Origin of the sequence: Bradyrhizobium sp. SZCCT0231 (assembly GCF_018130245.1) — a bacterium.
Lineage (GTDB): Bacteria > Pseudomonadota > Alphaproteobacteria > Rhizobiales > Xanthobacteraceae > Bradyrhizobium > Bradyrhizobium japonicum_F.
In genome coordinates this window covers 108,633-129,043 of sequence record NZ_JAFCKP010000009.1, presented here as the reverse complement: position 1 = coordinate 129,043, position 20,411 = coordinate 108,633, and the positions used below count along the sequence as shown (strand labels likewise).

The 20,411-nt window shown below is 64.3% G+C and carries 20 protein-coding genes; 9 read left to right on the top strand and 11 right to left on the bottom strand.

From position 1 onward, the window contains the following. Window positions 1–51: 51 nt before the first annotated feature. Both JQ566_RS34885 and JQ566_RS21585 read right to left on the bottom strand, forming a co-directional pair. On the bottom strand, window positions 52–180 hold the full coding sequence (locus JQ566_RS34885) for a hypothetical protein (protein WP_283814366.1): 129 nt from the start codon (window positions 178–180) through the stop codon (window positions 52–54). Between the two features lie 92 nt (window positions 181–272). Further along, the gene (locus JQ566_RS21585) at window positions 273–986 is read right to left on the bottom strand and encodes a helix-turn-helix domain-containing protein (protein ID WP_212375457.1); all 714 of its coding nucleotides are present in this window, start codon (window positions 984–986) and stop codon (window positions 273–275) included. A 156-nt stretch (window positions 987–1,142) separates the two neighbouring features. On the opposite strand from JQ566_RS21585, the gene JQ566_RS21580 reads away from it, so the two are divergent. Continuing rightward, window positions 1,143–1,460, top strand: coding sequence for a c-type cytochrome (locus JQ566_RS21580; RefSeq protein WP_212375289.1), 318 nt, complete (start codon window positions 1,143–1,145; stop codon window positions 1,458–1,460). 6 nt (window positions 1,461–1,466) lie between these two features. Here JQ566_RS21580 and JQ566_RS21575 read toward each other — a convergent pair whose 3' ends face one another. Genes JQ566_RS21575 through JQ566_RS21565 form a run of 3 tightly spaced genes read right to left on the bottom strand, consistent with a single transcriptional unit; the run spans window position 1,467 to window position 4,480 of the window. Then, window positions 1,467–2,570 (bottom strand): ABC-type transport auxiliary lipoprotein family protein, encoded by a 1,104-nt coding sequence (locus tag JQ566_RS21575; RefSeq protein WP_212375288.1) that lies wholly within the window; start codon window positions 2,568–2,570, stop codon window positions 1,467–1,469. Window positions 2,571–2,573: 3 nt separating this feature from the next. Further along, window positions 2,574–3,341, bottom strand: coding sequence for an ABC transporter ATP-binding protein (locus JQ566_RS21570; protein ID WP_212375286.1), 768 nt, complete (start codon window positions 3,339–3,341; stop codon window positions 2,574–2,576). A gap of 2 nt (window positions 3,342–3,343) precedes the next feature. After that, window positions 3,344–4,480 carry an ABC transporter permease gene (locus JQ566_RS21565; RefSeq protein WP_212375284.1) on the bottom strand — a complete coding sequence of 379 codons (1,137 nt, stop codon included), beginning with the start codon at window positions 4,478–4,480 and terminating at the stop codon, window positions 3,344–3,346. Between the two features lie 177 nt (window positions 4,481–4,657). On the opposite strand from JQ566_RS21565, the gene JQ566_RS21560 reads away from it, so the two are divergent. Further along, the gene (locus tag JQ566_RS21560) at window positions 4,658–4,933 is read left to right on the top strand and encodes a hypothetical protein (RefSeq protein ID WP_212375282.1); all 276 of its coding nucleotides are present in this window, start codon (window positions 4,658–4,660) and stop codon (window positions 4,931–4,933) included. Next, window positions 4,934–5,413, top strand: coding sequence for a phage holin family protein (locus tag JQ566_RS21555; RefSeq protein WP_212375281.1), 480 nt, complete (start codon window positions 4,934–4,936; stop codon window positions 5,411–5,413). It abuts the gene before it with no gap. Here the strand turns inward: JQ566_RS21555 and JQ566_RS21550 are convergent. Both JQ566_RS21550 and JQ566_RS21545 read right to left on the bottom strand, forming a co-directional pair. Then, window positions 5,402–8,095 carry a bifunctional acetate--CoA ligase family protein/GNAT family N-acetyltransferase gene (locus tag JQ566_RS21550; RefSeq protein WP_212375279.1) on the bottom strand — a complete coding sequence of 898 codons (2,694 nt, stop codon included), beginning with the start codon at window positions 8,093–8,095 and terminating at the stop codon, window positions 5,402–5,404. The genes JQ566_RS21555 and JQ566_RS21550 overlap by 12 nt on opposite strands. Window positions 8,096–8,158: 63 nt before the next feature. Next, window positions 8,159–8,995: a universal stress protein gene (locus tag JQ566_RS21545; protein WP_212375277.1), complete on the bottom strand. Its 837-nt coding sequence runs from the start codon at window positions 8,993–8,995 to the stop codon at window positions 8,159–8,161. A gap of 175 nt (window positions 8,996–9,170) precedes the next feature. On the opposite strand from JQ566_RS21545, the gene JQ566_RS21540 reads away from it, so the two are divergent. Genes JQ566_RS21540 through JQ566_RS21530 form a run of 3 tightly spaced genes read left to right on the top strand, consistent with a single transcriptional unit; the run spans window position 9,171 to window position 12,702 of the window. Beyond that, complete coding sequence (locus JQ566_RS21540; RefSeq protein WP_212375275.1) at window positions 9,171–10,154, top strand: zinc-dependent alcohol dehydrogenase family protein; 984 nt, start codon at window positions 9,171–9,173, stop codon at window positions 10,152–10,154. An 11-nt stretch (window positions 10,155–10,165) separates the two neighbouring features. Next, window positions 10,166–11,716: a bifunctional aminoglycoside phosphotransferase/ATP-binding protein gene (locus tag JQ566_RS21535; RefSeq protein ID WP_434057831.1), complete on the top strand. Its 1,551-nt coding sequence runs from the start codon at window positions 10,166–10,168 to the stop codon at window positions 11,714–11,716. 11 nt (window positions 11,717–11,727) lie between these two features. After that, a complete protein-coding gene (locus JQ566_RS21530; protein WP_212375271.1) occupies window positions 11,728–12,702 on the top strand; it encodes a CHAD domain-containing protein in 975 nt (324 codons plus the stop codon). 84 nt (window positions 12,703–12,786) lie between these two features. Here JQ566_RS21530 and JQ566_RS21525 read toward each other — a convergent pair whose 3' ends face one another. Next, complete coding sequence (locus JQ566_RS21525; RefSeq protein WP_212375269.1) at window positions 12,787–14,640, bottom strand: PHA/PHB synthase family protein; 1,854 nt, start codon at window positions 14,638–14,640, stop codon at window positions 12,787–12,789. 209 nt (window positions 14,641–14,849) lie between these two features. Here JQ566_RS21525 and JQ566_RS21520 point away from each other — a divergent pair, with 209 nt between their 5' ends. Further along, window positions 14,850–15,578, top strand: a complete 729-nt coding sequence (locus JQ566_RS21520) for a CBS domain-containing protein (RefSeq protein WP_212375267.1) — start codon at window positions 14,850–14,852, stop codon at window positions 15,576–15,578. A gap of 26 nt (window positions 15,579–15,604) precedes the next feature. Here the strand turns inward: JQ566_RS21520 and JQ566_RS21515 are convergent, their stop codons facing one another. The 3 genes from JQ566_RS21515 to JQ566_RS21505 form a co-directional block, all read right to left on the bottom strand. Further along, window positions 15,605–16,063, bottom strand: coding sequence for a RidA family protein (locus tag JQ566_RS21515; protein WP_434057834.1), 459 nt, complete (start codon window positions 16,061–16,063; stop codon window positions 15,605–15,607). Window positions 16,064–16,084: 21 nt separating this feature from the next. Further along, complete coding sequence (locus JQ566_RS21510) at window positions 16,085–17,776, bottom strand: benzoate-CoA ligase family protein (RefSeq protein ID WP_212375263.1); 1,692 nt, start codon at window positions 17,774–17,776, stop codon at window positions 16,085–16,087. 148 nt (window positions 17,777–17,924) lie between these two features. Next, on the bottom strand, window positions 17,925–18,443 hold the full coding sequence (locus JQ566_RS21505; protein ID WP_167406849.1) for a MarR family winged helix-turn-helix transcriptional regulator: 519 nt from the start codon (window positions 18,441–18,443) through the stop codon (window positions 17,925–17,927). 251 nt (window positions 18,444–18,694) lie between these two features. Between JQ566_RS21505 and JQ566_RS21500 the strand changes: the two genes are divergently transcribed. Both JQ566_RS21500 and JQ566_RS21495 read left to right on the top strand, forming a co-directional pair. Beyond that, complete coding sequence (locus JQ566_RS21500; RefSeq protein WP_212375455.1) at window positions 18,695–19,870, top strand: ABC transporter substrate-binding protein; 1,176 nt, start codon at window positions 18,695–18,697, stop codon at window positions 19,868–19,870. Window positions 19,871–19,953: 83 nt separating this feature from the next. After that, window positions 19,954–20,406 (top strand): cupin domain-containing protein, encoded by a 453-nt coding sequence (locus JQ566_RS21495; RefSeq protein WP_212375261.1) that lies wholly within the window; start codon window positions 19,954–19,956, stop codon window positions 20,404–20,406. The last annotated feature ends 5 nt before the right edge of the window (window positions 20,407–20,411 follow it).

The window sequence follows — 20,411 nt, the reverse complement described above, 5'->3', positions numbered from 1 at the left end:
TGCCCAAGCGTCGGTTTCGGCGCGCCGGACGCGCACTAAGATCTGAGGGCTTCAGCGCTTGGAGTCAGGATCGAGCCGGCCCGTGCTCGTTTGCCGATCCGCCCAAGCCAAAACTGCGGCGAATGCGACGAAAATCGCGACGACGACAATGGTCACCAGCAACGCATCAGCAGGCATCATGTTCCTCCCGGATTGTTTGCGGCATTATTTTGCGACGCACGGCTGGCGTCATTGATCGGGATCAAATTGCCGAGGGCGTTGTGGACAGGATGTCAGGCTGCGGCCATGGCCTCGACGCGGGCTGGATCGAGCAGGCTGATGCCGCCGTGAATGATCTCGATCACCCCCTGACGCTCCAGCTTGGTGAAGGTGCGGCTCACGGTTTCGATGGTCAGGCCGAGATAGTCGGCGATGTCCTGGCGGCTCATCGGAAGCGGTACCGTGTCGGACAGGGCCTTGAGCGTGACCAGCCGCTCACGCCAGCCGAGCAGAAAGGTCGCAACCTTCTCGTCGGCCGAGCGTCGGCCGAGCAGGACCATATGGTCGCGAGCCTGGCTCAACTCGCGAATGGCCAGCTCATTGATCCGCCTGAGCAGCTGCGGCCGGTCTTCGATGAAACGGCTGAAGGGCGCTTTTGCGAATTGGCACACGGTCACCGCGCCGATTGCATCGGCCGAAAAGTTGTGACGGCCGGACAGATTCATCCCCAGGAAGTCACCGGGCAAGGCAAAGCCGACGATCTGCCGCCGGCCGTCGGGCAGCAGCTTGTACAGCCGCATGACGCCTTCGAGGACGTTGTAGAACGAGGTCGTGATATCCTCCTCGGAGAACACGGTCTCGCCCGAGCCAAAATGGACGCGGCGTCCGAGATGCTCGAATTCCCTGAGCTCGGCCGTATCCAGCGACGAACAGACCGCAGCCCCGCGTACGGCACAATCGTCGCAAAAATGCCCGTTCGGCTCAATCATGACCACGGAAGCCTTCATCCACCGCTCCTCGCGCCGGCTGCCCCCCGACACCAAGCCGAGTCCACCGCGCGGCTGCATTTTACTGCACTGCGCCACAGCCGATTGACTCAGATCAAATTTGGGTGGCATCCGCGTCTTATTCTGCCTCCACAGTTTCGACGGGATCACTTTTCCATGCTGCAAAGCGCACTGCGTCGCGGCCTGATTGGGCTGCTTCTGATCACGCCTGCGCTGGCGGCTCCGACGGCGGAACAACGCGGCAAGGCTTTTGCCCGGGCCAATTGCGCACGCTGTCACGCGATCGACCGCGCCTCCAAGAGTCCGCTCGAGACCGCGCCTCCGCTGCGCACTCTGCATCGGCGCTATCCGATCGACAGCCTTGGCGAGGCGCTGGCCGAGGGCATCTACACCGGCCATGACGACATGCCGGTCTTCGAGCTCAGCCCGGACCAGATCCACGACCTGCTGTCCTACCTGAAAACGCTGGAATAATTGGCCTCACACCGCCTGCACGGTCCACCCGATCAGCTCCTTCACGATGCGCGCGAAGGCCGCATCGAAGGCGGCGACTGAAGCGGCCGGTTCGACCTTGTCGAGCTTCTCGCTGGTCTCGACGAGGCGCGAGGCGATCACCTTGCCGTTCTTGTCGACGATCCGCGCCGACAGTCCGATCTCGGCCCGAGTCTCGCCTTCCGTCGCGACCCGAAAGCGCCTGATGTCGATCAGGAGCTGGTAATCCGCCTGCCCGAGATCGCTCGTGCGCAGCGGCGCGTGGGCGATGTCGTAGTTCTCGAAGCTGTCGATCAGGCGTGCCTGCACCAATTTCGGAATGCTGTCAGCCCAGAGGAAATCGGCAAAGCCCGGCCTGTCTCCGCTGGGCGCGAACAGCATGCGCTGGGTCTGCAGCATTGCGACCGCGGTCGGCTCGGGAATCGCCAGCGATGCGGACAGCATCTTGCCGGCCGGCCCGAGATTCTGCGGTGTGCGCAGGTCGTAGGTGACCTTCTGCGCGGGCGCGCCGCCGCCGGTCATCTTCTCGAGGCCCGCCAGAATGCCGTCGAGCTTGCCGGTGTTGCGCGCGAGCCCGTCGGAGAAGGTCTTGAAATTCGCAATGGTGTCTTTCAGCGGGCCGGAATTGTCCTGAAGCACCGTGTCGACCCGCCGCAGCGCATCGCGCGCCGCCTGCGTCATGCTCTGGCCGGCGCCGGCCTCCGCGATCAAGGTCGGGAGCTCGCCGGACTTGGCGACGATCACGCCGCCCTCCAACGTCACCACAGGCACGCCGGTCAGGCCCTGGAATTCGAGGCCGACCTTGGTGTCGGCACGGACCGGCGTCGCCGTGGCAACCGAGATCGTCGCATTGACGAAGCGCGGGTTGTCCGGCACGAGTCCGAGCTGGGTCACCTCTCCGACGCGAATGCCGTTGAACAGCACGCCGGCGCCGACCAGGAGGCCGGGCACCGGCCCCTGGAATTGCACGTGGTAGTTCGTACGCGGCCCGATGCCGCCGGTGTTGTTCAGCCAATAGACGAAGCCGAACACCGCGACGATCGCGGCCAGCACGAAACTGCCGATCAGCACGTAGGGAGCGCGGGTTTCCATCTCTCATCTCATCTCGTGTTGCAGCATCTGCGAGCGCTTGCCGTGGAAATAGGCGCGCACCCAGGGATGCTCGGATTGCAGCAATTCGCGCATCGGGCCGATGGCCACGATCTTGCCGTCGGCGAGCGCGGCGACGCGGTCGCAGACCGTGGTGAGGCTCGCAAGGTCATGGGTCACCATGAACACGGTGAGCTCCAGGGTCTTTTGCAGCGTCTTGATCAGCGCATCGAAATCGCCGGCGGCGATCGGATCGAGACCCGAGGTCGGCTCGTCCAGGAACAGGATCGGCGGATCGAGCGCGAGCGCGCGCGCCAGCGCCACGCGCTTGGTCATCCCGCCGGACAGCTCCGCCGGATATTTGTCGGCGTCCTCGGCGCGCAGGCCGACCATTTCGAGCTTGGCGATCGCCATCTCGTCCATCAGCTCCTGCGACAGGACGAGATTTTCACGCAGCGGAAACTGGACGTTCTGACGGACCGTCAGCGAGGAGAACAGCGCGCCCTGCTGGAACAGGATGCCCCATGCCGTGGCTGCGCCTCCGCCGTGGCCATTGGAAGCTTGCCCCATGACTTCGATGGTCCCGCTCCGGCGCGGGATGAGGCCGATGATGGTCCGCATCAAGACCGACTTGCCGCCGCCGGACGCCCCCACCAGCCCGAGGATCTCGCCCCGGCGGACGTCCAGCGACAGATGGTCGAGCACGGTCTGACGACCGAAGCCGACCACGAGGTCACGGACGCGAATCGCGAACTCGTCCAGCGGTTCCTCCATCGTCACATTCCGATCGAGGCAAAGAAGACAGCGAACAGGCCGTCGAGCACGATCACCAGGAAAATCGACTTCACGACCGACGTCGTGGTCTGCCGCCCAAGCGACTCCGCGCTGCCCTTGACGCGCAATCCCTCGCTGCAAGCCACGATCCCGATCACCAGCGCCATGAACGGCGCCTTCAGGATGCCCACCTCGAAATGGGTGACGGTAATGGCCTCGTGCAGCCGCGCGATGTAGATCGCCGGCCCCATGTCGCCATAGAACTGGGCCACGAGGCCGCCGCCATAGAGTGCGGCAATCGACCCGATGAAGGTGAGGATCGGCAGCGCAATGACCAGGGCCGCAACGCGCGGCAGGATCAGGACGTCGACGGGATCGAGCCCCATGGTCGAGAGCGCGTCGATCTCCTCGCGCATCTTCATCGAGCCGAGCTCGGCGGTGTAGGCGCTTCCCGACCGTCCCGCGACCATGATGGCGACGATCAGCACGCCAAGCTCACGCAGCACCAGGATGCCGACCATGTCGACTGTATACGATTCCGCACCGAATCTGCGGAAGTGGAAAAACCCCTGCTGCGCGATGATGGCGCCGATCAGGAAGGTGATCAGCGTGACGATGGGGATGGCCTGCCACCCGATGCGGTAGAGCTGATACACCAGCGACGTCAGCCGCAGCGAAGGCGGCCGGCGCAGCACCCCGATCACGGCCATGAACAATGCGCCGAGCATCTGGAGGAAGATCGTGATGTCTTCCCGCGCCCCGACCGTGGACTTGCCGAGATCGCCCAGCCTCGCCAGAACCGGATTGAGCGCAGCCGCCGGGGCCGGTGTGTGGCGGTTGACCTGGCGCACCTCGTCCATCAGCCCGCTGAAATGGTCGGCGACGCCGACGAATTCGGCCGATCTGCCTGACGATGCGGCCCTGCGCGACAGCTTCTCCAGGACCCAGGCGCCGAGCGTGTCGAGCGCGCTGATGCCCGACATGTCCAGGGTCACGACGCGCGAGCGATCGACGTCGGCCCCGACCGACCGGGACAACGTCTCGAGCGTCACCACGTTCGCGGCGGTCCAGGGCCCTTCAGGGCGCAATTTCAGCTCGTCGCCGGACGGCGTCGCGCGCAGCAGCGGTTCGTGGTTCACACTTCCACCTCATCGGGACAATCGGTCCCCATTCAGCCGGTATTTCTAGGCCAGCATGTGGCGGCCGGTTTGACCTGTCTCAAGACCCCGAACACGCCCCGGCCTCTTGACGCAAATCAAGCGCGGTCGCGCGGGCGGGTCTTAGGCTCAACCCGATTCAATGAGGACACCAAATCCATGTTCGACAGCGACAGGATGAGCGAAGAATTGCGGGCGCTGAAGGTTGACGTCACACGCTTGTTGAGCACCGCCGGCGAGGAGATTTTCGAGAGCTCGAAAGATCGCGCCGAGGCGCTCGCCGATCAGATCAGGGCCGCGCTCACCGAGCTCGGCGAGACCGTCGAACAAGAGCAGGAGCAGCTCCAGGGCCTCGTCGCGGAGCGTCCGATCACATCGCTCGCCTCCGCCTTCGCGCTGGGCGTCGTCGTCGGCTTCATGCTGAGGAGACACTAGGTGAGTACCGAGAACATCGTCAAACATCTGCGCGTGCTGTGGCGCACCGACAGGATCATCGCGGATATCAGGCTGCGCCATTTGCTGATCGGCCTCGGCCTGCGCGCGTTCGCGGCGCTGATCGCAGCGTTCGGGCTCCTGATGCTGGAACTGTCCGCCTATTTCGCGCTGGTGCAGATCTGGAGCGCAATTGCCGCGGCGGCCATTCTCGGCGCCGTCAATTTTGTCATCGCGGCCGCTCTCTTCCTGATCGCCGGCCGCGCTCCGTCGGGTCGTGACATCGAGCTCGCCAACGAAATTCACGACGCCTCCATCGAAGCCCTCCAACTGGAGGCACGTGCGCTCCAGGCCCAGGTGTCAGGCGCAGTGCATCATCCGCTCAGCACGATCGTGCCGGTGCTGGTGCCGCTGATCGCGATCATCATCAAGAATTTGCGGACGACGGCCAAGACGTCCGCCGATGCAAGTTCAGAGCGTTAGCCTGACGTCGCAAATGTCAGGCTCGGCCGGGTCCGGCTTGACCTCGAAGCCGAGCTGCCGGCACATGTCGAGCATCACGGTGTTCTCCTGCAGCACGTCGCCCGATATGGTCTTCAACCCTTCCGACCGCGCGTAGTCGATGATCAGCTGCATGAGGGTCCAGCCGAGCCCCCTGCCCTTGAGATCGGAGCGCAGCAGGATCGCGTATTCGCCTCTCTCGTAGATCGAGTCCGAATGGAGCCGGACGACGCCGACCATTTCGCCGGTGGCCTCGTCGAATGCGATGAACGCCATCGCGCGTGCATAGTCGAGCTGGGTCAGGCGTGCGATGAACTCGTGGGTGAACTCCTTCATCGGTGCGAAGAAGCGCAGGCGAAGGTCGTGCGGCGTGACGTGACGCAGGAATTCGTGGATGGTCGGCTCGTCTTCGGGGCGCATGGGCCGCACGAAGATGCGCCAGTCGTCCTTGAGCTTGAGGCGCCGCTCCCATTGCGACGGATAGGCGCGAACGGCGAAATTGGCCGGGCCGGAGCCGGCGAACTTCCGCTGCGGCGGCCCGACCGCGACGCGGGCATCCACCGCGGTCACGCCGGTTTCGTCCGCCAGCAGCGGATTGATGTCGAATTCGCGGATCTCGGGAATGTCGGCCGCCATCTGCGCCAGCTTGACCAGCACCATGGCGACGGCGTCCTGCTTGACCGCCGGCACATCACGGTAGGCTTTTAGCAGCCGTGACACACGCGTGCGGTCGATCAGATCGCGGGCCAGTTGCAGATCGAGCGGCGGCAGCGCAAGCGCCTTGTCGTTGATGATCTCCACCGCCGTCCCGCCGCGGCCGAAAACGACCACCGTGCCGAAGGTCGGATCGTCGGCGAGGCCCAGGATCAGCTCGCGGGCCTTTGCCTTGACGACCATGGCCTGGACGATGACGCCGCCGATGCGGGCCTCGGGCCGCAGCTTTCTCGCTCGTGCGAGAATGTCTGTGGCCGCCGCGCGCACGGCCTCCGGGGTCGTCAGATTGAGCACGACGCCGCCGACGTCGGATTTGTGGATGATGTCGCGCGACATGATCTTCAGCACGACGGTGCCGCCCTGTGCGAAGATATCGTTCGCATGGGCCACCGCCTGCTCGACATCGGTTGCCGCATAGGTCGGCACCATTGCGATGTCGTAGGCTTCGAGCAGGTGCTTGATCTCGACAGGTTCGAGCCACTGTCGGTCGTCCGCGATCGCGGCGGTGACGATCTCTCTCGCCCCCTGGGCGTCCGGAACGAAGGTGTCGGGCATCGCGGGAGGCACCTGGCTCAGCTCCTCCACCACTTCGCGGTGCCGGACCAGATGCATGAAGCCGCGCACGGCATCGTCCTCGGTCGGATAGTTCGGTACACCGGCGCCGGAGAGCGCCTGAATGATGTGCTGATCGGCTCCAACCCAGGCCGCCAATACGGGCTTCGCCCATCGGCGGTGCTTCTCGCGATATTTGCCGACGAGCTCCGTCACGGTCGTCGCGATCTCGGCGGCCGAGGCGATCGCCGTTTGCACGTTGAGGACGAGGACTGCGTCGTTGTCGCGATCGGCCAGCAATTCCTCCAGCGCTGCCGCGTAGCGCGCGGCGTCGGCGTCGCCCACGATATCGACGGGATTTGCACCGGACCAGGTCGGCGGCAGCGCCGCATCGAGCTTCTTGCGCGCCTCGGCCGAGATGGTTGCCGGAATTCCTCCGAGTTCGACCAATCGATCGATAGCGAGGACGCCGATGCCGCCACCGTTGGTCAGGATGGCGAGACGCTTTCCCGTCGGCGATTCGACGCGGCCGAGTGTCTCGGCACAGTCGAACAGCTCACGGAGATCGGAGACCCGCAGGACACCCGCGCGGCGGAACGCCGCGTCGTAGACAGCGTCGGCGCCGGCGAGCGCACCGGTGTGCGTGGCAGCCGCCTTTGCGCCCTGCGCCATGCGGCCGGACTTCACCACGACGACGGGCTTCACGCGCGCAGCGGCGCGCCCCGCCGACATGAACTTGCGCGCGTCCTTGATGGCCTCGATATAGAGCAGGATCGCGCGGGTCTTGTGATCCATCGCGAAATGGTCGAGCAGATCGGCAATATCGACGTCGATCTGATCGCCGATCGAGACGATCCCGGAGAAGCCGACGCCACGCTGCGCGGCCCAATCGACCATGCCGGCTGCAATTGCGCCCGATTGCGAGATCAGTGCGAGGTTGCCCGCTCCCGGCATGTGCGCGGCGAAACTGGCGTTCAGGCTGACGCCGGGCATCATGATGCCGAGGCAGTTCGGCCCGATTAGCCGCATGCCGTGTTTGCGGGCAGCAGCGCTAGTAGCCTCATGCAGCGATCCCGGTCCCTGGCCGAGCCCAGCCGAGACGATCAGCGCGCCCGCAGACCCGCGACGCCCGGCTTGGTCGACAATGTCTGGAATCTCGCTCGCGGGGGCGGTGATGACCACGAGCTCGGGCACGAAGCCCAACCTGTCCAGGCTCTTGACCGCCGGGATGCCGCCGATCTCGGCATGGCGCGGATTGACGAGGCCAAACTGCCCCTTGAATTCGGCCTTGCGAATGTTCTCCAGGACGGCACGTCCTACCGACGCCGGACGGGCGCTCGCCCCGACCAGCGCGACCGAGCGCGGCGACAGCAGGTTGTTCAGACGATAGACTGACATGGAAGCAAATGCGCCGGGTCAGCGGCGGTTCCGATGGTTGACGATCAGGCCGGAAGAATGAGCCTAGTGTGAGATCATAACCCAGCAGGGTGGCTGGCCAATGACGGTCTTTGTCACACCGCCCCATACGATCTCGTTCAGGCGCGAATGATGATAGGCGCCCATCACGATCGCATCGATGCCATGGGAATTCGCCCAGCTTCCCAATACCTTGCCGATCGAGCTGCCGCCGCCTTTCGTCGTTTCGAACGAGGCATAGACCCCGTGTTCCCTCAAATGATCGACGAGAGCTGTTCCGGATTGCATGACCGCGTCAGCCTTGGCCTCCGTCACGGTCACCACGCGAACCGAGCTGGCAGCCCGAAGAATGGGCAACGCGTCGCCGACCGCACGCGCGGCGCGCGCAGAGTGATCCCAGGCAATCATGACGTTTTCGAATTCGGGCCGAAGTTCGTCCGCGAGATGTTCGGGACAGAGCAGAAGAGGCCGGCCGGATTCGAACAAGAAGGCCTCGACGATGCCCTCTGTTCGACTGTCGTGCGGTTTCACCGGAACCAGCGTGAGGTCGCTGAAGCGGGCATGCTCGGCCAAGACGGCCCGGATCTGATCCGCAGGCACCTTACCCGATCGGCTCTGGGCGCGAATGTTGGCCTGGGATGCTGCATTGGTGAAGGCATTCAGGAGCTGTTGCATGTCGCCGGCCCCAGGACTGGCCTGCACGGAATCGCGATCGTAAGGCAGCATCACCTTCGGCCGCTCGAAAGCATCTTCTTCCTCGAGCGCGAGCGCGGTGATTCTGGCGCCGAGATCGGCGGCAACAGCCACGCATTTCTCGATCGCAGCCAAGGCCGGCCCGCGCGGCTGGCCGACAAGGGGCAGAAAGACGTCCTTGATGGGCATCGGAATTCTCCTGAGCCACCACAATAGGCCGGCTCGCGTCGAGACGCTTGATCCTCGTCAAGACAGGGGAAGCTCCGTCCGGTCGCCCGGGAACAGGCGTTGACCGACGTCAAGGACTGGCCGCTCGGTCATTCTATGAATAACTCAATCGGAGCGGTTCGCCCCGGAGAGACTCATGCGTGCGATGGTGTTGCCGGCCCCACGAGCACGGCTCCAGACGGAGGAGCGGCCTGACCCGATGCCGGGCGAGGGTCAGATCCGGGTGAAGATCAGCGCCTGCGGCGTATGCCGGACCGATCTTCATCTCGTCGATGCCGAGCTGCCCGATATTCGCTATCCGATCGTGCCTGGCCATGAGATCGTCGGCCGCGTCGACCTCGTAGGCCCGAATGTGACAACACATGCGCCCGGTGACCGGGTCGGCATTCCCTGGCTCGGCTTCACCTGCGGAAAGTGTCGCTTCTGCAGGGAGGGCATGGAAAATCTCTGTGACGCACCGCTGTTCACCGGCTACACGCGCGACGGCGGCTACGCAACCCACACCATCGCCGACGCACGCTACGCCTTTCCGCTCGGTGAAGCCGGCAGCGACGTGGAGACTGCGCCTCTGCTGTGCGCAGGGCTGATCGGCTGGCGCTCGCTGGTCCTGGCCGGCCCCGCCGACAGGCTCGGCCTCTATGGCTTTGGCGCGGCCGGCCACATCATTGCGCAAGTCGCGGTTTGGCAGGGACGATCCGTCCATGCATTCACGCGACGCGGCGACGCGGCGGCACAAGACCTTGCCCGTCGTCTCGGCGCGGTCTGGGCCGGGTCATCGGACCAAATGCCCGACGAGCCGCTCGACGCCGCGATCATCTACGCACCGGCCGGCAAGCTCGTCCCGGCCGCGTTGCGCGCCGTCCGCAAAGGCGGCCGCGTCGTATGCGCCGGCATCCACATGAGCGACATTCCAAGTTTTCCGTATGAGTTGCTCTGGCAAGAACGGCAGCTGGTCTCGGTCGCCAATCTGACCCGGCAGGATGGCCTCGATTTTCTGAAGATCGCTCCGCAAGCCGGCGTGCGCACCGAGACGACAGCGTTTCCGCTCGATCAGGCCAACGAGGTTCTGACCATGCTGCGGAACGGCCGGATTCTCGGCGCGGCCGTGCTGACGCCCTGATGGTGCTTCGGATGCCCGCTTCGGTGAAAGATGAAACGACGACCCAGGAGCGCATCTTCCAGATGCTGACCGACCGTCCCGGCGTGACGCGGATCGACACGCATGGAGCCTCGGTGTTCCTGGACGCAAAGCGCGCGCTGAAGATCAAGCGCGCCGTCCGGTTTCCGTTCCTCGACTATTCGACACTCGAGAAGCGCAAGGCGGCCTGCGAGGAGGAGATCAGGATCAACCGGCCGCTGGCACCGCAGATCTATCACCGCGTCGTGGCGATCACGGAAGAGCCGGATGGATCGGTGAAGGTCGACGGCGCCGGCCGGCCGATCGAGTATGCGGTCGATATGTCGCGCTTCGACGAAAGCAGGACGCTGGATCATCTGGCCAAGGCCGGCCCGCTGGACACGAAGCTCGCCTCGGCCGCCGCCGACGCGATCGCGGCTTCGCACGCGGCGGCGACACGCGCCGACGCAAAAGCATGGGTCTCCTCCATCCCGGCCCTGATCGACGGCAACATTGACGGTCTGCGGGCCGGCGGACATTTCAACGCGGAAGACATCGAAGAGCTCGGCAAGGCCTCGCACGCGGCATTTCTACGAATTCGTCCCCTGCTCGCAGAGCGCGGCCGCCATGGCTTCGTGCGCCGCTGTCATGGCGATCTGCATCTCGCAAACATCGTTCTGATCGATGATCGGCCCGTGCTGTTCGATGCGATTGAGTTCGATGCGCAGATGGCAACGGTCGACGTGCTCTACGATCTCGCATTCACGTTGATGGACCTGTTGCAGCACCATCAGCCAAGCGCGGCGAACATGGTCCTGAACCGCTATCTCGCCACGACGCCGGCCGACAATCTCGACGCGCTCTCGGCCCTGCCGCTGTTCATGTCGATCCGGGCGGCGATCCGCGCCCAGGTTGCCCTGGCACGGCTAAAGCGGCCGCATTCCGATGCTCCCGGTATTGTTGACCAGGCACGGCGCTATTTCGAACTCGCCCAGATGCTGATCCGCCCTCCTGCTCCGCGTCTGATTGCGGTCGGCGGACTGTCTGGCACCGGAAAGACTGTCTTGGCGCACGCGCTCGCCCCGCTCGTCGCGCCGCAGCCCGGAGCCGTCGTGCTGCGCAGCGATCTCGCCCGCAAGCAAATGTTCGGGGTCGGGGACACGCACCGCCTGCCGCCATCCGCCTATACGCCGGAGGTCACGGCGCGCGTCTACGACACGCTGGCCCAGCACGCCCGGCGGGTGCTGGCGCAGGGCCATTCGGCGATCATCGACGGCGTATTCGCCCGCGAGGACGAGCGCGACGCGATCGCAGCGCTCGCGCGCGAGTGCAATGTGGCGCTGCACGGTCTGTTCCTGGTCGCAGACCTCGCGACCCGGCAGATGCGGATCGGAAGCCGCCGGGGAGACGCATCGGATGCCACGCAAGAGGTTGCCGCGCTGCAAGAGCACTATAGTATCGGCCATGTCGGCTGGGCGACCATCGATGCATCCGGGACACCGGAGCAGACGCTCCAGAACTGCCGGGACGCGATCGCTGTGGGGCAAACAGGGCAATCTGATTGATGCGGGCAAGAATGTCGCGACGCACCACGAGCTCGACGGCGACCACGCATGCCAAGCCGGCGACGCGGCGCAACACCCTGCCCGCCCGCCTCAGCCCCGGCATGGCCTGCGATACGGCGTTCCGGATCATCGCCCGCCGTCACCTCGACGCCGTGCTCGCTCAGCACGACGGCACCTGCCGCGGCGATCCCGACGCGCTGCACCAGATCCGCATCGCACTGACGCATCTGCGAACTGCCATCCGCTTCTTCTCGCCGATGGTCGACGACGCCCTGCGGCCGAAGGTCTGGACCGAACTGAAATGGCTGAACGGCCAGCTCGGCATGGTGCGGGACCTCGACGTGGCAATCGAGCGGGTCGTCGCCGAGAGCGGCGACGAGCTTGCCGTGGTCGCCGAGCTTCAGCACTGGGACGAGAAACGGGCCGAGAGCCACCGGCTGCTGGCGCGCGCGCTGCAATCGGCGCGCTACCGCCGCCTGGTCGAGCAGACCTCGACGTGGATCGATAGCGGTCCCTGGTCGACGCGGCGCAGCAAGGAAGCCATCCGATTGCGCCGGCGCACGCTCGCCGACCACGCGATGGAGCGGCTGACCGAGTGGGAGACGACGCTGCTCAAGAAGGCCCGGAAGCTGAAGAGGCTCGATGTCGGGAAACGTCACAGGCTGCGGCTCCTCAACAAGCGGCTGACCTATTCGATCGAGTCGCTTTCGGATCTGTTCGCCGATGGGGCGGCGACGAAGCAGAAGTCCATCCTCAAGCAATTGCGCAAGGCGCAACGGTCGCTCGGGGAATTGAACGACGATGCACGAGGACAAGCGCTGGCAGCGTCGTTGAATGGCGGCGGCCTCGATGCCGGCAATCGCTTCCTCAATCGCAAGCGACAAAAGAAGCTGCTGCGAACGGCGTCGGTGGCCTACCGGAAATTGGACAAGGCCAAGCCCTTCCGCTCCTCGGACCTCGCGCCGAGCTCCGAGCCGGAGGTCTAAGGCGCGATGAGATTGGGATGATCGTCATCGCGCCTCGGCTTATTGTTTGAGCATAATCCTTTCGGAAAACCGCTTCACACTGCCTTAGGTGTGGACGTAGTCTCCCGGCGCATCCGGAAGGCCGAGGGCGTCTCCAAGTCCGATCTGCGGCGGATCGCAGGGGGCGCCGGAGCGTGCCGCCAGCCATTTGGTCCATTCCGGCCACCACGATCCTTCAACCCGCGGAGCCCGCTTCAGCCATTCATCCGCACCAACATAGGGCGCATCAGCAGCCTTGGTCAGCACCTGATAGCTGTGGCCGGGCTCCTCCGGAGGCGCTACGACACCGGCATTGTGACCGCCGCTGGTCAACAGGAACGTCACGTCGGCATCGACCTGATAGTGGATCTTGTAGACGGATCGCCATGGCGCCACGTGATCGGCGAGCGTGCCGACCACGAACATCGGCGCGTGAATATCCGAGAGCGAAATGCTCCTGCCTCCGACGAGATAACGCCCTCCCGCCAGATCGTTGTCGAGGAACAGCTTGCGCAGATACTCCGAGTGCATGCGATAAGGCAGCCGCGTGGCGTCGGCGTTCCAGGCCATCAGGTCGCTCGGCGGTGCACTCTCGCCCATCAGATAGTCGTGTGACAGCCGCGACCAGATCAGTTCGTTGGAGCGCAGCAGCTGGAAGGCACCGGCCATCTGCGTCGTGTCGAGATAGCCGCGCTGCCACATCATGTCTTCGAGAAAGGCCACCTGGCTCTCGTTGACGAAGAGCGTCAGCTCTCCCGCCTCGGTGAAGTCGGTCTGGGCGGCAAGGAGATTGACGGTGCCGAGGCGGTTGTCGCCGTCGCGCTCCATCGCGGCGGCAGCGATCGACAGCAATGTGCCGCCCAAACAATAACCGAGCGCGTGGGTCTTCCGACCTGGCATGATCAGGCCGATCATGTCCAGCGCCGCTATGACGCCCAGCCTGCGATAATCATCGAAGGCGATATCCCGATCCCTCGTATCCGGGTTGCGCCAGGAAATCGCGAACACGGTGAAACCCTGGCCAGTCAGATATTTGACCAGCGAGTTCTGCGGCGAGAGATCGAGGATGTAATATTTCATGATCCAGGCCGGCACGATCAGGATCGGTTCGGGCCGCACCTGCGCGGTGGTCGGATGGTACTGAATCAGCTCGATCAGCTCGTTGCGGTAGACGACCTTGCCGGGTGAAACCGCCACCGTCTTGCCGACCACGAACTGCGCGTCGTCCGCCAGCTTCGCGTTGGAGAGCAGGCGCATCAGGTCGCTGCACCAGTTCTGCCAGCCGAAGACGAAATTCTCCCCGCCGCTCTGGAACGCCTTCTCCAGCACCTTCGGATTGGTTGCCGCGAAGTTCGACGGCGCCAGCATGTCGAGCATCTGGCGCATCGAGAACTCGACGATGGCTTCATTTGCGTGCGACACGCCGCGCACGCCCGTCGCGGCATCGCGCCACCAGCTCTCTGTGAGCAAGAATGCCTGCGCCAGCAGATTGAACGGCGGGGTCTCCCATTGCGGTCCACTGAAACGGCGATCCCGCCCCTGCGGCTGGATCACGGACCACGGCTTTTGCCCCGGTGACGCTGCGTGCGCGGCGGCTTCCGCCAGCCGGCCGATATCGCGAAGAACGATGCGGGAAATCTCCGCCTGGCGCTGCGGCGCCGCGGCGAGATGCGAACCCCAATCGAGCCAGGCGAGCGACAAGGCAAGCGGCGAGATCCCGCCGGTGAACCGCGCCAGCATCGCGTGAAGGGCGCGGTCAAAAGGATAGGGCTCCGATCCAGGCTGAGGACCGGCAACGACCGGCGTGTGCTCGAGCCTTTCGGGGCTCGCCGGCGGGGCTTCGGGACGCGCGACGGGATCAGCGGAGAGAACCTGCACCGCCGGCTCTTCAGCCCGTGGAAATTTCTGCACGACGCTCATAGCTCATATTCCTGCGGGCTCAATTCTACGTCGGCAACAGGATATGGCGAGGCTCCAAATCCGTCTTGAGCTGCATCAAATCCGGAGCCGGGTCACAATTGCTCAATCAGGACCGACCATGTTCGCCCGATTGACCTGAGTCAAACCGCACCTTGGTACCCGAGCTAGGTTCCGTGCATCGAAATCTCAAAGAACCAGCGGAGTTTTCCATGCGCGCCCACCAGATCATGACCCGGTCGGTCATCTCGGTCACCCCCGACACCAGCATCGTCGAAGCGGCAAATATCATGCTGAAGCGACATGTCAGCGGTCTCACGGTGGTCGACAATACCGGCAAGCTGGTCGGTGTCGTGTCGGAAGGCGATTTCATCCGCCGCAGCGAAATCGGAACCGGGCGCAAGCGCGGGCGCTGGCTGCGGTTCATCCTTGGTCCGGGCACATCCGCGAGCGACTTCGTTCACGAGCACGGCCGCAAGGTCTCGGAAGTGATGACCGACTCGCCCGTGACCATCACAGAGGATACCGCGCTCGCGGAGATCGTCGATCTCATGGAGCGGAACAACGTGAAGCGGCTGCCGGTCGTGCGCGGCGACAAGGTCGTCGGGATCGTATCCCGCGCCAATCTGTTGCAGGCGGTGGCGGGGCTCGCCCGCGAGGTGCCGGATCCGACCGCGGATGACGATCACATTCGCAGCCGCATCATCGACACCATGGAGAAGAACGACTGGTGTCCGTTCGGGCTGAACGTGATCGTGCGCGACGGTATCGTTCATCTCAGCGGCGTCATCACCGAGGAGCGCGCACGGCAGGCCGCGATCGTCGCAGCGGAGAACGTCGAGGGCGTGAAGAAGGTGCACGACCATCTGTGCTGGGTCGACACCGTGTCCGGCGTCTATCTGAACTCGCCCGAGGACGACGAGCTCGCCAAAGCGAGCTGATCGAGGCGAGCTGAGCGCGGCGGAGCTCAGCGAGGAATGACGGCGGTGGCTTCGATCTCGACGCGCGCCGCCTTCTCCACGAGGCGGACGACCTGAACCAGCGCCATCGCAGGATAGTGCGCCCCGAAGACGTCGCGGTAGACCCTGCCCAGCTCCTTCAGATTGGCCAGGTACTCGTCCATGTCGACGACGTACCAGGTCAGGCGCACGAGGTGCTCGGGCCGGGCACCGGCCTCGGCCAGGATCGCGGCGATGTTGCTCAAGGTCTGACGCACCTGCGCGACGAAGCCGTCGGCGAGACGCTCTTCGGCGTCCCAGCCGATCACCCCACCGGTGACGACGATGCGCCCCTCGGCAGCCATGCCGTTGGCATAGCCCTTCGGCACCGGCCAGCCTGACGGCTGGAGGATCTGCGCGTTGATGCGCGTTCCGTCCTCGGCTGCTGTCGGCAGCACCGCCAGTTGCGGGGATTTCGGCGTCGTCACAGACAATTCTCTATCCTTCTCTCATTCCGCAGCGACGCCCGAGGACGTCGTCGCGGCCTGCGCCAGTTGCCGCAGGGCAAAGCGCTTCAGCTTGCCGGTCTCGGTCTTCGGCAATTGCACCACGAACTCGATGGCGCGCGGATATTTGTACGGCGCGATCTCGCGTTTGACATGCTCCTGCAACTCAGCCACGAGCTGAGCGTCAGGCGTCACGCCGGGCGCGGCTATGACATAGGCCTTCACGATCATGCCGCGCGCCTCGTCCGGGGCGCCGACCACACCGCACTCGGCGACCGCCGGATGCGTGAGCAGCGCTGCTTCGACATCGGTCCCTGCGATGTTGTAGCCGGCCGACACGATCATGTCGTCGGAGCGCGACTGGTACCAGAAATAGCCGTCGCTATCCATCAGATAGGTATCGCCGGTGATGTTCCAACCGTTCTGGACGTATTTCCGCTGCCGCTCGTCGGCCAGATAGCGGCAGCCGGTCGGCCCGCGCACGGCGAGCCGCCCCATCGTCCCGGGCGGCACGTCGCGGCCCTCGTCATCGACGATCTTGGCCTCATAGCCCGGCACGGGCTTTCCGGTGGCGCCGGGGCGGATCTCGTCCTCGGTCGCACTGATGAAGATGTGCAGCAGTTCGGTCGAACCGATGCCGTCCATCAGCTTGATGCCGGTGGCCTTCAGCCAGGCTTCGAATGTCGGCTTGGGCAGCGTCTCGCCGGCGGAGACGCATTTGCGGAGCGAAGCAATGTTGCGGCCCGCGAGCTTGCCGAGCATGGCCCGGTATGCGGTCGGCGCCGTGAAGCAGACCGTGGTCTTGTGCTGCTCGATCGCATTCAGAATGTCGTCCGGCGTCGTCTTCTCCAGCACGACGAAGGAGGCGCCGATATGCATCGGGAACAACACGCCGCCGAAGCCGAAGGTGAATGCGAGCGGCGCCGAGCCGATGAAGCGATCCTTCTGCTCGGCCCGCAAGATGTTGCGCGCATAGCCGTCGCAGACCGCGAGCATGTCGCGATGGAAATGCATGGTGCCCTTGGGATCGCCAGTCGTGCCCGACGTGAAAGCGATCAGGCAGATGTCATCGGCGGCGGTATCGAGAGCCCCGAACTCCGGGCTCGCATCCGCGATCAGCGCTTCGAGCGAATCGGAAGCGCCGTTGCCCCAATAAGCGACGCGCTCGAGACCGGGCGCTGCTGCCTTCGCCTTCTCCATCTCGTCGGCGAGCTTTCCGTCGCACAGTGCCAGCGCGATCGCCGCTTTCTGGATCGGATAAGACAGCTCCTTGGCGCGGAGCAGCGGCATCGTCGCCACCACGATGCCGCCGGCCTTGATCACCGCAAGATAGGTCGCAACCATCATGGGGTTGTTGGCAGAGCGCAACAGCACGCGGCCGCCGGGGACCAGACCAAGCTTCCCGACCAGCACGTTGGCGATGCGGTTCACCAGCGCCTGCAGCTCGCGATAGGTGTAGCTGACGCCGGGGCTGATGACACAAGGTGCATCGCCCTGGCCCTGCTCGACCCAGCGATCGAGGAAATAGCTGACGCAGTTCAGTCGCGGGGGATAGCGCAGCTCCGGCCGCGTGAAAATGAATTCGGGCCAGAGCTCGCGCGGCGGCAGATGCTGCCGCGCGAACGTATCGACATGAGCCGTCGCGGCATTGCCGTCACACGAACCCGACACTTGAACCTTGGCGGCGTTGGCCATCGCACGCTCCTTTCAGCATGGATTGCACCCGGCAGCACGATCTGGAAAACATTTTAGGCTTAAAACAATTCGGCGCAATAGCGGATTTTGGGCATGCCGTGCTTTTTCCTGTGGCAAAGGGGATTTGCGGCCTGCTCGGCCAGCCGGTTTATGGACGGCGCCGCGCGGCCGATTTCTGCGCCGAGGCCTTGGTCTTGGCCAGGAGGCGCATCAATTCGCGCACGTCCTTCGGCGAGAGGTCAGCGAAGAGATCGGCGATCCAGGTTTCGTGCTCCGCAGCCATCCTGCGAAACTCGGCCCGGCCGAGCTTCGTGAGGCGGATCACCTGGACGCGGCGGTCCGTCTCCGAGGTCCGCCGGTCGAGATGACCGGAGTCCACCAGCCGCTCCACGAGGCCGGTCACATTGCCGTTCGACACCATCATGCGCTTGGAGACATCGGACAGCGTCATGCCGTCAGGCGCCTTGTCGAGCTGCGCCATCAGATCGAAACGCGGCAGCGTGACATCGAAGCGCTGCCGCAGCCGGCCGCGCACCTCGCCCTCGATCAGGGTCGTGCAGGTCAACAAGCGCAGCCACAGCCGAAGCTCCTCGGCGTGGTCCTCCGGCGTTTCGACGGCCTTGGTCTCGGAATCGAGCATGTTGATGCAGTCACTCACGGCCGGCATTGGCGCCGGCACGGATTCCCCAACGTTTTGAGCTTCAAATAAATCCGAGCCGGCTGCAAGTCCAAAGCTGCAACAATCGACCGCACGTCAATTTCTTTAGGCTTCAAATAATTGGCGCGCCGCTTGCATGCGCAGCTGCCCGCAAGGATGCGATACCTCGAGCTCGTCTTGCCGCGGCGGCCGCCATCGGCATAAGCTTGGATCGGAGTACGTGGCTTGCAGCACAAGCCAATCGTCACGAGGGATAGATGATGAAGACGCAAATGACCTTGGCCGCGGCGGCAATGCTGCTCGGCACCGCGGTGACCCCTGCCCTCGCCCAGGAGAAAATCAAGCTGGGTGTGATCGTGACCCTGTCGGGCCCTGCCGCCGCGCTTGGCCAGCAGGTTCGCGACGGCTTCACGCTCGCAGTGAAGGATCTCGGCAGCAAGATGGGCGGCCGCGACGTCGAGGTCGTCGTCGTCGACGACGAGCTCAAGCCGGATGCAGCAGTGACCAAGGTCAAGGGCCTTCTTGAGCGTGAGAAGGTCGACTTCGTGGTCGGCCCGATCTTCTCCAACATCCTCCAAGCGATCCACCGGCCCATCACGGAATCGAAGACCTTCCTGATCAGCCCCAACGCCGGCCCCTCGACCTTCGCCGGCAAGGACTGCAACCCGTTCTTCTTTGTGACGTCGTATCAGAACGATCAGGTGCACGAGATCCTCGGCAAGGTCGCGCAGGATCGCGGCTACAAGCGCATGTACCTGATGGTCCCGAACTATCAGGCCGGCAAGGATTCGGTGGTGGGCTTCAAGCTCGACTACAAGGGCGAGATCGTAGAAGAATCCTACATGCCGCTGAACACGCTGGATTTCCAGCCGGAGCTGTCCAAGATCTCGTCGCAGAAGCCCGATGCACTGTTCACGTTCATGCCGGGGGGCCTCGGCGTCAATCTCGTCAAGCAATACCGGCAGGCCGGGCTCGCCGACACCATTCCGGTGCTCTCGGCGTTCACGGTGGATGAATCGACCCTGCCGGCGCAGCAGGATGCGGCGGTCGGCATGTTCGGCGGTGCGAACTGGGCGCCCAATCTCGACAATCCCCAAAACAAGAAGTTCGTTGCCGCCTATGAGGCCTCCTATAACGTCGTGCCCGGCACCTACGCCTTCCAGGCTTACGATGCCGCGATGCTGATCGATAGCGCCATCAAGACCGTGAAGGGCGACCTCTCCAACAAGAACGCGGTCGCCGCCGCTTTGAAGAAGGCCGACTTCACCTCGCTGCGCGGTACCTTCAAGTTCAACACCAACGGCTATCCGATCCAGGATTTCTACCTGACCAAGGTGGCCAAGCGTCCGGACGGCAAGTTCCAGACCGAGATCGTGCAGAAGGTCTTTGAGAACTACGGCGACCGCCATGCCAAGGATTGCAAGGCGGCGAACTGAGGCATGATCCGGAAAAGTGCGCAGCGGTTTTCCGAAAAGATCATGCTCAAACAATAGCTGTACCGCGTTACGGGAGGACTGCAATGAAGAGCGAAATCACCGGCATCACCCGGGCCAATGAGGGCATCCAGGGCATCTCCTGGAACATCCTCGGCCAGACCTATGTACCGAAGAGCTACGCCGAGAACAGCTTCTCCTGGCATGCGACGCTGCCGCCGGGCACCTTCGTGCCCCCGCACATCCATCCCGACCAGGATGAATACCTCTACATGCTGGAGGGCAAGCTGGATTTCGTGCTCGGCAATTCGGAGGCGCAGGCGACCGCAGGCGACCTGATCCGGCTCGGCATGGGCGTGCCGCACGGCATCTTCAACAAGTCGGAGCAGACTGCGAAGGTGCTGTTCTGGGTCTCGCCGAGCCGCAAGCTGTTCGACCTGTTCTGGGGCCTCCATAACATGAAGGAGCAGAAGCCCGAGGACGTGGTGGCGATGGCCGCCGAGTTCAACATCCACTTCCTGCCGCCGCCCGGCGGCTAGCAGCC